General features: G+C 73.6%; 15 protein-coding genes. 8 read left to right on the top strand and 7 right to left on the bottom strand.

From position 1 onward, the window contains the following. Nucleotides 1–105: 105 nt before the first annotated feature. From V6U82_RS11530 to V6U82_RS11500, 7 genes are all read left to right on the top strand, one after another. Complete coding sequence (locus V6U82_RS11530) at nt 106–1,305, top strand: THUMP-like domain-containing protein (RefSeq protein ID WP_334460884.1); 1,200 nt, start codon at nt 106–108, stop codon at nt 1,303–1,305. 54 nt (nt 1,306–1,359) lie between these two features. Continuing rightward, the gene (gene ybaK / locus V6U82_RS11525; RefSeq protein WP_128138030.1) at nt 1,360–1,839 is read left to right on the top strand and encodes a Cys-tRNA(Pro) deacylase; all 480 of its coding nucleotides are present in this window, start codon (nt 1,360–1,362) and stop codon (nt 1,837–1,839) included. Nucleotides 1,840–2,043: 204 nt separating this feature from the next. Then, complete coding sequence (locus V6U82_RS11520) at nt 2,044–3,147, top strand: sugar ABC transporter substrate-binding protein (RefSeq protein WP_128138031.1); 1,104 nt, start codon at nt 2,044–2,046, stop codon at nt 3,145–3,147. A 63-nt stretch (nt 3,148–3,210) separates the two neighbouring features. After that, nucleotides 3,211–4,023, top strand: coding sequence for an ATP-binding cassette domain-containing protein (locus V6U82_RS11515; RefSeq protein ID WP_128138032.1), 813 nt, complete (start codon nt 3,211–3,213; stop codon nt 4,021–4,023). Beyond that, nucleotides 4,020–5,279 (top strand): sugar ABC transporter permease, encoded by a 1,260-nt coding sequence (locus tag V6U82_RS11510; RefSeq protein ID WP_128138033.1) that lies wholly within the window; start codon nt 4,020–4,022, stop codon nt 5,277–5,279. Before V6U82_RS11515 ends, V6U82_RS11510 begins: the two co-directional genes overlap by 4 nt. A 31-nt stretch (nt 5,280–5,310) precedes the next feature. Beyond that, entirely contained in the window at nt 5,311–6,486 is a 1,176-nt protein-coding gene (locus V6U82_RS11505) for an ROK family protein (protein WP_121685460.1), read from the top strand. Between the two features lie 100 nt (nt 6,487–6,586). Next, entirely contained in the window at nt 6,587–7,324 is a 738-nt protein-coding gene (locus V6U82_RS11500; RefSeq protein WP_128138034.1) for a DUF4142 domain-containing protein, read from the top strand. 51 nt (nt 7,325–7,375) lie between these two features. Here V6U82_RS11500 and V6U82_RS11495 read toward each other — a convergent pair whose 3' ends face one another. The 6 genes from V6U82_RS11495 to tsaB form a co-directional block, all read right to left on the bottom strand. Then, entirely contained in the window at nt 7,376–9,145 is a 1,770-nt protein-coding gene (locus V6U82_RS11495; protein ID WP_334460883.1) for an ABC transporter ATP-binding protein, read from the bottom strand. Further along, the gene (locus tag V6U82_RS11490; RefSeq protein WP_334460882.1) at nt 9,142–10,848 is read right to left on the bottom strand and encodes an ABC transporter ATP-binding protein; all 1,707 of its coding nucleotides are present in this window, start codon (nt 10,846–10,848) and stop codon (nt 9,142–9,144) included. Before V6U82_RS11490 ends, V6U82_RS11495 begins: the two co-directional genes overlap by 4 nt. Nucleotides 10,849–10,918: 70 nt before the next feature. Further along, nucleotides 10,919–11,173: a hypothetical protein gene (locus V6U82_RS11485; protein ID WP_128138932.1), complete on the bottom strand. Its 255-nt coding sequence runs from the start codon at nt 11,171–11,173 to the stop codon at nt 10,919–10,921. Between the two features lie 17 nt (nt 11,174–11,190). Beyond that, a complete protein-coding gene (gene tsaD, locus V6U82_RS11480) occupies nt 11,191–12,237 on the bottom strand; it encodes a tRNA (adenosine(37)-N6)-threonylcarbamoyltransferase complex transferase subunit TsaD (protein WP_128138933.1) in 1,047 nt (348 codons plus the stop codon). Between the two features lie 5 nt (nt 12,238–12,242). Then, nucleotides 12,243–12,686 (bottom strand): ribosomal protein S18-alanine N-acetyltransferase, encoded by a 444-nt coding sequence (rimI, locus tag V6U82_RS11475; protein WP_128138934.1) that lies wholly within the window; start codon nt 12,684–12,686, stop codon nt 12,243–12,245. Then, the gene (gene tsaB / locus V6U82_RS11470; RefSeq protein ID WP_334460881.1) at nt 12,683–13,360 is read right to left on the bottom strand and encodes a tRNA (adenosine(37)-N6)-threonylcarbamoyltransferase complex dimerization subunit type 1 TsaB; all 678 of its coding nucleotides are present in this window, start codon (nt 13,358–13,360) and stop codon (nt 12,683–12,685) included. The genes rimI and tsaB overlap by 4 nt, the downstream gene beginning before the upstream one ends. 169 nt (nt 13,361–13,529) lie before the next feature. Between tsaB and V6U82_RS11465 the strand changes: the two genes are divergently transcribed. Further along, nucleotides 13,530–14,255 carry a helix-turn-helix domain-containing protein gene (locus V6U82_RS11465; protein WP_128138517.1) on the top strand — a complete coding sequence of 242 codons (726 nt, stop codon included), beginning with the start codon at nt 13,530–13,532 and terminating at the stop codon, nt 14,253–14,255. On the opposite strand, the gene ung is transcribed toward V6U82_RS11465, so the two are convergent. Further along, on the bottom strand, nt 14,244–14,945 hold the full coding sequence (gene ung, locus V6U82_RS11460) for a uracil-DNA glycosylase (protein WP_334460880.1): 702 nt from the start codon (nt 14,943–14,945) through the stop codon (nt 14,244–14,246). The genes V6U82_RS11465 and ung overlap by 12 nt on opposite strands. Nucleotides 14,946–14,980: the final 35 nt, after the last annotated feature.

Here is a 14,980-nt window from a genome sequence, read left to right as displayed (position 1 = left end):
TGAGAGTGCTAATCGCAGGTTATTCCTCGGCTAGCACTCCGTCAAGGAGAGTGCCAACGCGTCGCCCTCCGTGTCGCGCCGGAACCGGGCCGGGAGAATGAGCGCGTGGATCTCGACCAGCTCGCCGCGCTGCGTACCCCCGAGGGGTCGGCCGCGCTCGCCGCGGCCGTGCGGGTGGCCGGCGGCGACCCGCTGGCGGCGGCGGCCGCGCTGCGCTCGGCCGGCATTCCCGGCGGGCTCGCGGCGGCGGCACTCACCCAGGCGGAGCTGCGCCGCCGGGCGGCCGGCAAGTTCGGCACGGCGGCGACCGGGATGTTCCTCACCCGGGCGGGGCTGGAGCAGGCCACCCGCCGCGCGGTCGCCGACCGGCGGGCGGCACGGCTGCGCACCGCGGGCGTGACCACGCTGGCCGACCTGGGGTGCGGCCTGGGGGCCGACGCGCTCGCCGCGGCCCGCGCCGGCATCCGGGTGTACGCGGTGGAGGCCGACCCGGTGACCGCCACGATGGCCGCCGCGAACGCCGAGGCGGCCGGGCTCGCCGACCTGGTGACGGTCGAGTGCGGTGACGCCACGGCGTTCGACGTGACAGGGGTGGACGCGGTGTTCTGCGATCCGGCGCGTCGGCGGGCCGGCACCGGGCGGCGCGTCTTCGACCCGAACGCCTACTCGCCGCCGTGGGACTTCGTCACCGGCCTGGCCGCGCGGGAGCCGCGCACGGTGGTGAAGGTGGCGCCCGGGCTGGACCACGCGCTGATCCCGGCCGGTGCCGAGGCGGAGTGGGTGAGCGTGGACGGCGACCTGGTCGAGGCCGCGCTCTGGTGCGGCGAGCTGGCCGAGGTCCCGCGCCGCGCCACGGTGCTGCGGGAGCGCGACGACGCGGTGTCGCTCCTCACCGGCACGGGCGCACAGGAGGCGCCGGTGGGACCGGTGCGGCGGTTCCTCTACGACCCGGACCCGGCGGTGGTACGCGCGCACCTGGTCGCCGAGCTGGCCGCCGACCTCGACGCCACGCTCGCCGACCCGTCGATCGCCTACCTGTACGCCGACGAGGCCCGGCCCACCCCGTTCGCCCGCTGCATGGAGATCACCGATGTGCTGCCGTTCTCGCTGAAGCGGCTGCGGGCGCTGCTGCGGGAGCGGCGCGTCGGCCGGGTCGAGATCCGCAAGCGCGGGTCGGCGCTGGAGCCGGAGAAGTTGCGCCGCGACCTGCGGCTGTCCGGCGACGAGGCGGCCGGTCTGGCGCTGACCCGGGTGGCCGGCGACCCCACGGTGCTCGTCTGCCGGCCGGTTCCGGCCGGCGGCTGACCCGGCTCACGTCTCCGGCTCGCGGTGTCGCGGCGCGCGGGTTAGCTTGAGCCCGTGGCGGGCCCTGGCACTCCGGCGATCGCGTTGCTGAGCAAGCGGAAGATCGCCCACAGCACCCACACCTACGACGTGTCGCCGGACGCGCCGAACTACGGCGCGCTCGTCGCGACCGCGCTCGGGGTGGCGCCGGAGCGGGTGTTCAAGTCGCTCGTCACCGAGGTCGACGGCGGGCTGACGGTGGCGGTGGTGCCGGTGACCGGGGAGCTGGACCTGAAGGCGCTCGCTGCCGCGGCCGGCGGCAAGCGGGCGACGATGGCCGACCGGACGACGGCCGAGCGGGCGACCGGATACGTGCGCGGCGGCATCAGCCCGCTCGGGCAGCGCAGGCGGCTACCGACTGTCGTCGACTCCTCCGCGCTGGCGCACCCGACGGTGTACGTCTCGGCGGGCCGCCGGGGGTTGCAGGTGCAGCTCGCGCCGACGGATCTGGTGGCGCTCACCGGGGCGACGACGGCATCGATCGCCGCCGCCTGAGCGGGCTCGTGACGGTACGTGTGGGAGCGTTCCCGGAGCGCGCTCTCCGGGTGGTGTCCCGCGGGTGACAACCGCGTTGCTGAATTGTTACCGCCGCCAACAAACTTCTGACCTCGGCAGTCTTGCGGTGCACGGGAAGCGGGGAATACGTTGCCGGGCACAACAAAACATCACCACTCCCCCACCTCCGAAAGGACCCTGCACATGCGCAAGGGCTTCCTCACCTTCGCGGCCGTCGGTCTTCTCGCGACCGGCAGCATGGCCGCCTGCGGTGACAACGGCGGTTCGTCCGACGAGGCCGGCGGCTCCAACGCCAAGAAGCCGAAGATCGGCGTGATCCTGCCGGACAGCAAGTCCTCCGCCCGCTGGGAGGGCGCGGACCGCAAGTACCTCAAGGCGGCGTTCGACGCGGCCGGCGTCGAGTCCGACATCCAGAACGCGCAGAACGACAAGACCGCGTTCCAGACCATCGCCGACCAGATGATCACCAACGGCGTCAACGTCCTGATGATCGTCAACCTGGACTCCGGCACCGGCAAGGCCGTGCTCGACAAGGCCAAGTCGCAGGGCGTCGCGACCATCGACTACGACCGGCTGACCCTGGGCGGCTCCGCCCAGTACTACGTCAGCTTCGACAACGAGGCCGTCGGCAAGCTCCAGGGCGAGGGCCTGAGCAAGTGCCTGACCGACAAGGCCGTCAAGAACCCGTCGATCGCGTACCTCAACGGCTCGCCGACCGACAACAACGCCACGCTGTTCAAGAACGGGTACGACTCGGTGCTCAAGCCGAAGTTCGACTCGAAGGAGTACACCAAGGTCGCCGACGACGCGGTGCCGGCCTGGGACAACGCGCAGGCCGCCACGATCTTCGAGCAGCAGCTGACCAAGGCCGGCGGCAAGATCGACGGCGTGCTCGCCGCCAACGACGGTCTCGGCAACGCGGCCATCTCGGTGCTGAAGAAGAACAAGCTCAACGGCAAGGTTCCGGTGACCGGTCAGGACGCCACCAAGGAGGGCCTGCAGAACATCCTCGCCGGTGACCAGTGCATGACGGTCTACAAGGCGGTCAAGAAGGAGGCGGACGCCGCCGCCGAGCTGGCCATCGCGCTCGCCAAGGGCGAGACGAAGGAGACCGGCCAGACGGTCAAGGACCCGGAGGGCGGCCGGGACGTCCCGTCCGTGCTGCTGGAGCCCAAGGCCATCTACAAGGACAACGTCAAGGACGTGGTGGCCGACGGCTACGTCACCAAGGAAGAGCTCTGCACCGGTGCCTTCGCGAAGCTCTGCACCGACGCCGGCGTGAGCTGACCCACCCGCCTCAGGCGGCGCCGGACGGGATCCGAGACCTCCCTCCGCCCAAAGGAGAACCCCGTGTCCGCAACCCCCCTGCTGGAGCTACGCGGGATCGACAAGAGCTTCGGTCCCGTCCAGGTGCTGCGTGACGTCGCCTTCGCCGCGCACGCAGGCGAGGTGACCGCGCTCGTCGGCGACAACGGCGCCGGCAAGTCGACCCTGGTCAAGTGCATCAGCGGCATCCACCCCACCGACGCCGGCGAGTTCGTCTTCGACGGCCGCCCGGTGACCATCAACAGCCCCCGGGACGCCGCCGCGCTCGGGATCGAGGTCGTCTACCAGGACCTCGCGCTCTGCGACAACCTCGACATCGTGCAGAACATGTTCCTCGGCCGGGAGAAGCGCAGCGGCATCGTGCTCGACGAGCCCACCATGGAGCAGATGGCCGCCGAGACGCTCGCCGGCCTGAGCGTGCGCACCGTGAAGTCGCTGCGCCAGCACGTGGCCAGCCTCTCCGGCGGCCAGCGGCAGACCGTCGCCATCGCCAAGGCCGTGCTCTGGAACAGCAAGCTGGTCATCCTGGACGAGCCGACCGCCGCGCTCGGCGTCGCGCAGACCGCCCAGGTGCTGGAGCTGGTGCGCCGGCTGGCCGACAACGGCCTGGCCGTGGTGCTCATCTCGCACAACATGAACGACGTCTTCGCCGTCTCCGACCGGATCGCCGCGCTCTACCTCGGCCAGATGGTCGCCCAGGTGAAGACCACCGACATCACCCACTCGCAGGTGGTCGAGCTGATCACCGCCGGCCGCTCCGGCAGCCTCGGCCTCACCGGCGAGCCGGGCGGCAACGGCGCCGCGCCCGCCGACACCACTCCAGGAGCCGTCCGATGACCGCCACCGTCGTGAAGAAGGAAGGCCCGGCCGGCGTCACGTCGACACCGACCCTGGGCAGCCACGTGAACAACTACTGGCGCCGGGTACGCGGCGGCGACATCGGCGCGCTCCCCGCTGTGGTCATGCTCGTGGCGCTGGCCGTGGGCTTCTCGATCGCCCGCCCGTCGTTCTTCACCGCCGGCAACCTGGCGAACCTGTTCACCCAGGGCGCGGCGGTCACGCTCATCGCCATGGGCCTGGTCTTCGTCCTGCTGCTCGGCGAGATCGACCTCTCCGCCGGCTTCGCCAGCGGCGTCTGCGCCGCGATCCTGGCCAACGTCGTCACCGTGCTCGGCTACCCCTGGTACGTGGCGGTGCTCTCCGCCGTCGTCACCGGCGTGGTGATCGGCACCGTGCTGGGCCTGCTGGTCGCCAAGGTCGGCATCCCCTCCTTCGTGGTCACGCTCGCCGGGTTCCTGGCCTTCCAGGGCGTGGTGCTGACGCTCATGGACGAGGGCGCCAACATCGCGGTCCGGGACGACGTGCTCGTCGCGATCGCCAACCGCAACCTCTCCCCCGCGCTGGGCTGGTCGCTCGCCGTCGTCGCCGTCGCCGGGTACGCGGCCGTGCAGTTGCTGCGGCACCGCAACCGGGCCGCCCGCGGCCTGCTCACCGACCCGATCGCGGTGGTCGCCGGCCGGATCGCCGGCCTGGCCGTGATCCTCGGCGTGGCGGTCTACGTGCTCAACCTGGAACGCAGCCGCAACGTGCTCGTCGTCTCGCTCAAGGGCGTGCCGATCGTGGTGCCGATCATCGCGATCCTGCTCGTCGTCTGGACGTTCGTGCTCCAGCGGACCAGCTACGGCCGGCACATCTACGCGGTGGGCGGCAACGCCGAGGCGGCCCGCCGGGCCGGCATCAACGTCGACCGGATCCGTGTCTCCGTGTTCATCATCTGCTCCTCGATGGCCGCGATCGGCGGCATCGTGGCCGCCAGCCGGGCCAACTCGGTCGACCCCAACACCGGTGGCAGTAACGTACTGCTCTACGCCGTCGGCGCGGCGGTGATCGGCGGCACCAGCCTCTTCGGCGGCAAGGGCCGGGTCCTCGACGCCGTGCTCGGTGGCGCAGTGGTGGCGGTCATCGACAACGGTATGGGACTGATGGGATACAGCTCGGGCGTCAAGTTCGTGGTCACCGGCGTGGTGCTGCTCGCCGCGGCGACCATCGACGCGCTGTCGCGTCGGCGGGCCGCCGCCACCGGCACGCGCTGACCCGGGGTACGGGAACACCATGGCAGTGGCAATGCGCGCGGGCCCCAGTCAGGACGAGATCCGTCGGCAGAACCTGGGCGCATTGCTCCGCTATGTACACGTCCACGGGGCCACCACCCGGGCCGAGCTGACCACCGCGCTCGGCCTCAACCGCAGCACCATCGGCGCGCTGACCGCGGACCTGGCCGGCGCCGGTCTGGTCAGCGAGGGGACGCCGAAGGAGACCGGCCGGGCCGGACGACCGTCACTCGTCGTCCGGCCCGAGTCGGAGCGGGTCTACGCGTACGCGTACAGCGTCGAGGTGGACCGGCTGCGGGCCGCGCGGGTCGGGCTCGGCGGTGAGGTGCTCGACCGCCGGGAGATGGACCGGCCGCGCAACCTGGTCGCCGGGGAGGCCGCTCCGCTGCTCGCCGGCGCGGTCAAGGAGATGCACCAGTCGGTGCCGGCCGACGCGGTCTGTGTGGGCGCCGGGCTGGCGGTGTGCGGCATGGTCCGCCGGGAGGACGGTCTGGTCCGGCTCAGCCCGACCACCGGCTGGGTGGACGAGCCGATCGGGGCGGCGCTCGCCGTCGAGCTGGGAATAGACGTACCGATCACGGTGGGCAACGTGGCCGACGTGGCCGCGTACGCCGAGCACGCCCGGGGCGCGGCGGTCGGCTGCGACAACGTCATCTACCTCTACGGCGACGTCGGTGTGGGCGCGGGCATCATCGCCGGAGGGCGGCGGCTGACCGGGCACGGCGGCTACGGCGGCGAGGTCGGCCACATGGTGGTGGTCCGCGACGGGGTGCGCTGCGACTGCGGCCGGCGCGGCTGCTGGGAGACCGAGATCGGCGAGCACGGGCTGCTGCGCGCCGCGGGCCGGTCCGAGGCGCGCGGCCGGGACGCGCTGCTCGCCGTCTTCGACGCCGCCGACCGCGGCGACGCCCGCGCCCAGACCGCGGTACGGCAGGCCGGCGACTGGCTCGGCTTCGGCGTCGCGAACCTGGTCAACATCTTCAACCCGGAGATGGTCATCTTCGGCGGCACCATGCGTGACCTCTACCTGGCCTCCGCCGCACAGGTGCGCAGCCGGCTCAACTCCAACGGGCTGCCCGCATGCCTGGAGCACGTGCGGCTGCGTACCCCGAAGCTCGGTGACGACGCGGCACTGATCGGTGCCGCCGAGCTGGCCTTCGAACGACTCCTCGCCGACCCGCTGAACTGATCGGCCCGCCGATCCGTACCAGTGTGCGGACGGGCGGCCGGCTTGCGCGGCCGTCCACCACACCCCGCGTACCGGTCCGGACCGAGGAGGCACCGCAACCATGGCATCGCTGGAATCCGCACGCCGCAAGCTGGCGCACCGGGTGGTACTGCTGCTCGCCGCGCTGGGCGCGGGGATCGGCGTCATTCCCGGGACGGCGCAGGCCGCACCCAACCCCGGCGTGCAGATGAACGCCGCCGACATGACGCTGCTCAACGGCGTACGGCTGGCCGGGCTGTGGGAGATGCCGGCCGGGCAGATGGCGGCCGAGAAGGGCCAGTCCGCCCGGGTACGCGAGGTCGGCGCGGAGATCGCCAAGCAGCACGCGGAGCTGGACCAGCTGGTGGTGGAGGCGGCCAACAAGCTCGGCGCCACCCTGCCGACGGATCCGACGGCCGAGCAGAAGGGGTGGCTGACCGAGATGCAGAACGCCACCGGCGCCCGGTTCGACCAGATCTTCGTCACCCGGCTGCGGGTCGCCCACGGCAAGATCTTCCCGGTGATCGGCGCGGTCCGGGCCAGCACCCGCGACCCGATCGTGCGCAAGCTCGCCGAGGACGCCAACACGTTCGTCAACGACCACATGACCATGCTGGAGAGCACCGGGCTGGTGCGCTGGCAGCAGTTGCCGCCGGCCGCGCTGCCGCCCGCGCAGAGCGACTCGCTCGTCGCCGCAGCCCAGGCCAACGTGGGCAGCGGTGGCGGGCTCCAGGTCGGCACCGGGGTGGTGTGGGCCGTGTTCCTGATCGCGCTCGGCACCGGCGGGTACGCGACCTGGCGGCTCACCCGCCGTTCGTGACGCGTCCGTCGAGCGGGCCCCGGCACTCCTGCCGGGGCCCGTCGCGCGTTCTCAGCCGTGCCAGGAACGCCACAGCGCGGCGTACGAGCCACCGGCCGCGACCAGCTCGTCGTGTGATCCCAGCTCGGTGATCCGGCCGTCGGCGACCACCGCCACGCGATCCGCGTCGTGCGCGGAGAACAGCCGGTGCGCGATGGCGATGACGGTACGGCCCTGAAGCACCGCCGCCAGCGACCGTTCCAGGGCCCGGGCCGCCCGCGGGTCGATCAGCGAGGTGGCCTCGTCCAGCACCAGCGTGTGCGGGTCGGCGAGCACCAGCCGGGCCAGCGCGAGCTGCTGCGCCTGCGCCGGGGTGAGCGGGTGGCCGCCCGCGCCGACCGGCGTGTCGAGCCCGTCCGGCAGGGCCAGCGCCCAGTCCAGCGCGTCGACAGCGGCCAGCGCCGCGTGTACCCGCGCCGGGTCGGCGTCCGGCCGGACCATCGCCACGTTGTCGGCGAGCGTGCCGATGAACACGTGGTGCTCCTGGCTGACGAGCGCGACATGGGTACGCAGCTCGGCCAGGGGCATCCCGGCCAGCGGCCGTCCGTCCACTGTCACCGTCCCGGCGTTCGGCGCGTGCACGCCGGCCAGCAGCCGGCCCAGCGTCGACTTGCCCGCCCCGGACGGGCCGACCATCGCCAGTCGCTCCCCCGGCCGGGGTTCCAGCGTCACGCCGTGCAGCACGTCGTGTCCCGGGCGGTACGCGTACCGGACGTCGTGCGCGGCGAGCCGGCCCGCGCCGCCCGCACTGCCCGGAGCGGCGGCGCGCTCGTCCGGCGTGGCGAACGCCTTGGCGCGCTCGTCCGGCTCGGCGGCCACCCCGAGCAGCCGGGCCAGCGAGGCGCCGCCGACCTGGAACTCGTCCAGCCAGCCGAGCAGCCGCTCGATCGGGTCGGTGAGCTGCTGGGCGTAGAGCGTGGCGGCGGTGACCTGACCGAGGCTGGCCCAGCCCTTCAGGTGGAACCAGCCGCCGATGAGCAGGGTCGCCACCATCGGCACCAGGTAGCCGAACTCGGCCACCGGCCAGAACACGGTCCGCAGGTGGAGCGTGTAGCGCTCGGCCGCGTACGACCGGCGGATGTCCGCGTCGCCGCGGGCCCGGCGGCGGGCCGCCTGGCGCAGCGCCTCGGTGGTCCGCGCCCCCTCGACCGTCTCGCTGATCCCGTCGGTGATGTCCGAGTAGGCGGCGTTCTCCCGCAGGTAGCCCTGCGGCGCGCGACGCAGGTACCAGCGCGTGCCGGCCCACAGCACCGGCACCGCCAGCAGACTGGGCAGCGCCAGCAGCGGGCCGGTCAGCACCAGAGCGCCGAGGATCAGCAGCACCGTCAGCGCCGCGATGAGCGTCTCCGGCCCGGCGAACCGGACCGTACGGGACAGCGCGGCGACGTCCCGCGAGGTGCGGGTGAGCAGGTCCCCGGTACCGGCCCGCTCGACTGTGGCCAGCGGCAGCGCGAGCACCCGGTCGACGAACTCCTCCCGCAGCTCGGCGAGCACCCGCTCACCGAGCCGGGCCGAGGCCAGGTGCGCGAAGCGGACCAGCACCGCCTGCACCACCACGAACGCGGCGATGGCCGCCACGACCCGGTCCACAGTCGTCTCGGTGATGCCCTGGGAGATCCCCTCCACCAGGTCACCGAGCAGACGCGGGGCGACGAGCCCGGCGCCCGCGGCGAGCGCGTGCAGACCGAGCGCGGCGGCCAGGCCGCGCGGGTGACGGCGGATCAGCTCGCGCACGTACCGGCGGACCTGGGCGATGTCGGCGACGGGCAGCGCGTTGCTCATCGGTCCTCCTCCCGGCTCACCGTGGCGGCGTAGCGCGGCTCGGCGGCGAGCAGTTCCTCGTGCCGGCCCTCGGCGACGACCTTGCCGTCCTCCACGAAGACCACGTGGTCGGCGTGGCCGAGCACCAGCGGGCTCGTGGTGCAGACGAGCGTGGTCCGGCCGCGGCGGGCCGGGCCGAGCCGTTCGGCGATGCGCGCCTCGGTGTGCGCGTCCACCGCGCTGGTCGGCTCGACCAGGATCAACGTCTCCGGGTCGGCGACGAGCGCGCGGGCCAGCCGCAGCCGTTGCCGCTGCCCGCCGGAGAACTCCCGGCCGCGTTCGGCGACCTCGCCGTCCAGGCCGCCGGGCAGCGCCTCGACGATGTCGGTGGCGCTCGCCGCGGCCAGCGCCGCCTCGACGGCGCCGGGCTCGGCCCGGTCGTGCGGGTCCAGCTCCGTGCGCAGCACGCCGCTGAACAGCTGCGCGTCGTTGTCGGCCACCAGGATCCGCTCCCGCACCGTCGCCAGCGCCACGTCCCGCAGCGGTACGCCGTGCAGCGTGACGTCCCCGTCGGCGTACCGGCCGAGCCGGTCGGCGATCTCGGTGGCGTCCTGCGGGGTGGCGGCGGCCAGCGCGGTCAGCCGGCCCGGCCGCAGCACCAGCCCGGAGCGTACGTCCGCCAGCTCGCCCGGCCCGGCCGGCACCGCCACCGGGGTGGCCGGGTCGGTGAACTCCGGCGCGAGCCGCAGCAGCCGGACCACCCGGCGGGCCGCGACGTGTCCCCGGGTCAGCTTGTCGGCCGCCTCGGTGAGGTTGCGCAGCGGGCTGACCAGGAACGCGGTGTAGCCGTAGAACGAGACCAGTTCCCCGGCGCTGATCTCGCCGCGCAGCGCGAACCGGGCGCCCAGCCAGGTCACCAGCACCACGAAGACGCCGGGCAGCAGGATCTGCGCGGCCTGCAACAGCGACTCGACCCGGGCCACCCGCAAACCGTCCGCGCGCAGCGCCTGCGACCGTTGCCGGTAGCGCTCGGACAGCACCGGTTCGCCACCCACTCCGCGCAGCACGCGCAGGCCGGAGACGATGTCCGCGGCCCGGGCGGTGAGCCGGCCGGTCGAGTCCCGGTACGCGGCCTGCTGGCGGTGCAGCGGTCGGATCAGCAACGCCACGAGCGCCATCAGCAGCGGCACCCCGAACACCACCACGAGGCCGAGCGGCTGGGAGGCGCTGAGCAGGATCACCGCGACGGTGACGATGGCGACCACCGAGCCGGCGCCGCGGGCGGTGATGTCGATGGCGCCGCCGATGTGCTCGATGTCGGCGGTGCCGATGCTCACCACCTCGCCCGCCGCGACCCGCCGGGGCAGCGCGGCGCCGAGCCGGTTGGTGGCGTCCACCGTCACCTGCACGGTGCGGTAGGCGGCACCGAGCCAGTTGTGCACCGCGCAGCGGTGACGCAGGATCCCGGCGACGGCCTGCACCAGGCCCAGCCCGAGCAGGACCAGTCCCCAGCGCACCAGCGCGTCCGGGTCGCGTTGCGCCAGGCCGGCCTCCACGGCGCGGCCGAGCACGGCCGGCACCAGCGCCTGGGCCAGCATCCAGATCACGCCGAGCGCGAGACCGGCGCCGAAGATGACGGGGTGCCGCCCGGCAAGCCACACCAGATACCGGGTGGCCGACCGCGCGTCCGGGGTGCCGGGATCGCCGGCCGGTGAGAAGCGCATGACCCACCGACGCTAGGTGCCGGGGCGACCCGGGCGCCAACCAATTCCGGCCGTCGTGACGACCCTCGCGTCAGCGGTCGACCTGGGTGAAGTCCCAGCTGTGTGGCGGGCGGGCGATCAGGCGCACCGGCGGCTCGGGCAGCTCCCGGGGGTTGTTCCGCCACTTGGAGATGACCACGAGCCGGTGGTCGGTGGAGGAGAAGACCTCGCTGGAGACGTGCATCGGGTCGTGCTCGAACTCGGGCAGCGCGGTCTCGCAGACCCAGGTGATCAGGTCGGCGAAGCCGTACGGCTCGGCCTTGGCCTCCCACATGCGGACGATCACTTCGGTCCCCTCCCCGCTCACACGCTGACCACTGTCAGCGGCATCGCCGAGTCGGCCGGCAGGTCCAGCCGGCTCGGCGCGACACCCGCGGCGACCAGGTGGGAGCCGAGCGCGGCCACCATCGCGCCGTTGTCCGTGCAGAGCTTCGGCCGGGGCGTACGCACCCGGATGCCGTGCCTGCCGGCCCGCTGTTCGGCCATCGCCCGCAGCCGGGAGTTGGCCGCCACGCCGCCGCCGATCACCAGCGTGTCGATGCCGCTGGTGCGGCAGGCGTCGATCGCCTTGCCGACGAGCACGTCGCAGACCGCCTCCTGGAAGGACGCGGCCACGTCGGCGACCGGTACCGGCTCACCGGCCCGCTGCCGTGCCTCCACCCAGCGGGCCACCGCCGTCTTCAGGCCGGAGAAGGAGAAGTCGTACCGGTGCCCGGCCAGGTCCTTCGCGGCGGTCAGCCCGCGCGGGAAGGCGATCGCCGCCGGGTCACCGGCCCGCGCCTCCCGGTCGATGTACGGTCCGCCGGGGAACGGCAGCCCGAGCAGCCGGGCCACCTTGTCGAACGCCTCCCCGGCCGCGTCGTCGATGGTGGCGCCGAGCGGCACCACGTCGCGGGCCAGGTCGTCGACGCGCAGCAGCGAGGAGTGCCCGCCGGAGACCAGCAGCGCGATGGCGGGCTCGGGCAGCGGGCCGTGTTCGAGCGTGTCCACCGCGACGTGCGCGGCGAGGTGGTTCACGCCGTACACCGGCTTCTCCGCCGCCACCGCGTACCCCTTGGCGGCGGCGACCCCGACGAGCAGCGCGCCGGCCAGGCCCGGTCCGGAGGTCACGGCGATGGCGTCGATGTCGGCGATGGTGACGCCCGCTTCGCGCAGCGCCCGGTCCATGGTCGGCACGATGGCCTCCAGGTGGGCGCGGCTGGCCACCTCGGGCACCACGCCGCCGAACCGGGCGTGCTCCTCGACGCTGGAGGCGAGCGCGTCGGCGAGCAGCGTGTGCCCGCGCACGATGCCCACGCCGGTCTCGTCGCAGGAGGTCTCGATGCCGAGGATCAGGGGTTCGTCAGCCATACGCGTCAGTCCTCGTTGCGCTGCATGACCAGCGCGTCGGTGTTGCTCGGTTGGTAGTAGCCGCGCCGTACGCCGATCGGCTCGAAGCCGTACGTGGCGTAGAGCCGTTGCGCCGGCGCGTTGTCCGCGGCGACCTCCAGCAGCGTGCTGCGGGCACCGCGCCGGGCCGCCTCGGCGAGCAGCGCCTCCAGCAGCAGCCGGCCGATCCCGCGGCGCTGGGCGTCCCGGCGGACCGCGACGTTCTGCACCCACGCCTCGTCGGGCGGGGACACGGCCAGCCCGGCGTAGCCGAGCACGGCACCGTCGTCGTCGGTGGCGACCAGGTAGAAGTGCCCGTTGGCGAGTTCGTTCCAGAACATCGCCGCCGACCACTGCTCGGCGCCGAACAGGTCCGCCTCGATGGGCAGCACCTCGTCGATGTGCCACCAGCGGAACCGGCCCAGCCTCATGGCAGGACCGGCTTGTGGCCGGTGGCCGCGACCGCGTCCGGGCGGCGCAGGTAGAGCGGGGTGAGCGTCTCGCCGGGCGCGCCCGCGCGGATCCGTGGCGCGGCGAGCCGGGCCAGCGCCAGCGGGTCCGGGTAGCGCGGCTCGTCGCGCACCGGCAGCCCGAGCACGTCCGCGTACCGGTGCGCGCCGTCGCCGACCGCGACGGTGACCGCCAGGTCGCGCGCCCGCTCGGCGACCACCGCCGGGGCCGCCACCTCCGGGCCGGCCAGGCGCTCGCCAGCGCCGTCGTAGACGGCCCAGTAGATCTCCCGACGCCGCGCGTCGCTCGCGGCCAGAACCGGCTCGCCGGCGGCCGCCGGGTGGCCGAGCCCGTCCAGCGAGCAGACGCCGTACGTGGGCACGCCGAGCACCTGCCCCATGGTGGCGGCGGTGACCAGCCCGACCCGCAGCCCGGTGAACGGGCCCGGGCCGAGGCCGGCGACGATCGCGGCCAGGTCGGCGGGCCGCGCGCCGACGTCGGCCAGCACGGCGTCGACCTGCGGCGCGAGCAGCTCGCCGTGCGCGCGGGCGTCGACGGTGCACCGGGACGCGCGGAGCGCGACGCCGTCCGCCGAGACCTCGGCCAGGGCGGCGGTCACCGCGGGCGTCGAGGAGTCCACCACGAGTACGAGCACGGTAAGCCAGCCTAGCCGTCCACCCCGCATGCCCCGGGCACGCCCTCGCCACGCCCGGTCACGGTGCGTAGCGCCCCGGTCGAAGAGATGACCTGAAATCGATATGCCTCTCAGTCATAAATATGACTGAGAGGCATAAGGCGCGGAGACGGGTTGCCAAACTTCCGAGATGACGGAGAGTCGCCTCGTCCAGGAGATCGCCCGCACCCTGCGCCACGAACGCGAACAGGCCGGGCTCACCCAGCAGGCGCTGGCCGCCCGGTCCGGGCTCAGTCAGGCCGCCATCGCCCGGATCGAACGCGGCGACCGGCTGCCGAGCCTGACCACCGCGGAACGCCTGCTCGCCGCGCTCGGCAGGCAGCTCCGGATCGAGGTCGAGCCGCTGGACAGCCATCTGGACGCCGCGCTGGACGAGATGGCCGGGATGGTGCTTTCCGAGCGGATCGAAGTTCTCCGGCTGGACCGGATCATGGACGCCCTGGGCGGCCTGCCGTACGTGCTGTCGGGCGGCATGGCGGCCCTGTTGCAGGGCGCGCCGCTGCCGGTGGACGCGGTCGAGATCGCGGTGCGCTGGCGGGACTCGCCGCAGTTCAGCGCGCTCCTCGATCGGATCTACGCGCAGCGCTGGGACGCCCGATGGCAGGTGTGGGGCGGCATCCACACGGAGCCCGAGGAGCCGGGCGAGCACCGTTGGCTGACCCGCTACGGCGAGCTGCGGGCCCGGATGTGCGACGAACTGCCCGAGCCCATCGAGGTCCGCCTCGGTGAACGCACCTACCCGGTCGAGCCGCTGGTGGAGGTGGAGGTGACCGACCGGCGCACGGCCGAGCTGCTGGCCAGGTACCGCCGGCGCCTCGCCGGGGCGGGCGAGGCGCCGGACGGGTCAGCCGGCTGAGCGCTCCCAGTCGACGGTGGGCAGCCCCGCGTCGGCCAGCGCCTTGTTGGCCGCGCTGAACGGGCGGCTGCCGAGGAAGCCGCGCGGGTTCATCGGGCTCGGGTGCCCGGCCTCCAGCACCACGTGCTGCGGGTTGGTCACCAGCGCCGCCTTCTTGCGTGCGTAGCCGCCCCAGAGCAGGAAGACCACGCGCTGGTCGAGCGCGTCGAGCGCCCGGATGGTGGCGTCGGTGAACTCCTCCCAGCCCTTGTTCGCGTGCGAGCCGGGGGTGGCCTGCCGGACCGTCAGCACCGAGTTGAGCAGCAGGACGCCCTGCGCGGCCCAGCCGTCGAGGTTGCCGCTGCGCGGCTTCGGCACGCCCAGGTCCTCGCCCAGTTCCTTGAAGACGTTGCGCAGCGACGGCGGCACCGCCACCCCCTCGCGCACGCTGAAGCTCAGCCCGTGCGCCTGGCCCGCCTTGTGGTACGGGTCCTGCCCGAGGATGAGCACCCGGGTGTCGGCCGGCCCGCACAGCCGGTAGGCCGAGAAGAGGTCCTCCAGCGGCGGGAAGACGGTGGCGGTCGCGTACTCCCGGGCGACGAACTCGGCCAGCGCCGCGGTGCGGGCCGGGTCCAGGTGCGGGGTGAGCGCCTCCCGCCACGGCTCGGGCAGGAGTGCCATCAGGTCGAGGGCGGGGGCGTCGTCGGGCATCGGCAACCTTTCGCAGTCGTCCCCGGGACTCTAGG

The sequence above is a fragment of the Micromonospora sp. CPCC 205554 genome (assembly GCF_036902745.1).
Lineage (GTDB): Bacteria > Actinomycetota > Actinomycetes > Mycobacteriales > Micromonosporaceae > Micromonospora > Micromonospora tulbaghiae.
The sequence above is the reverse complement of the archived record's forward strand: the minus strand, read 5'-3'. Positions and strand labels throughout refer to the sequence as shown.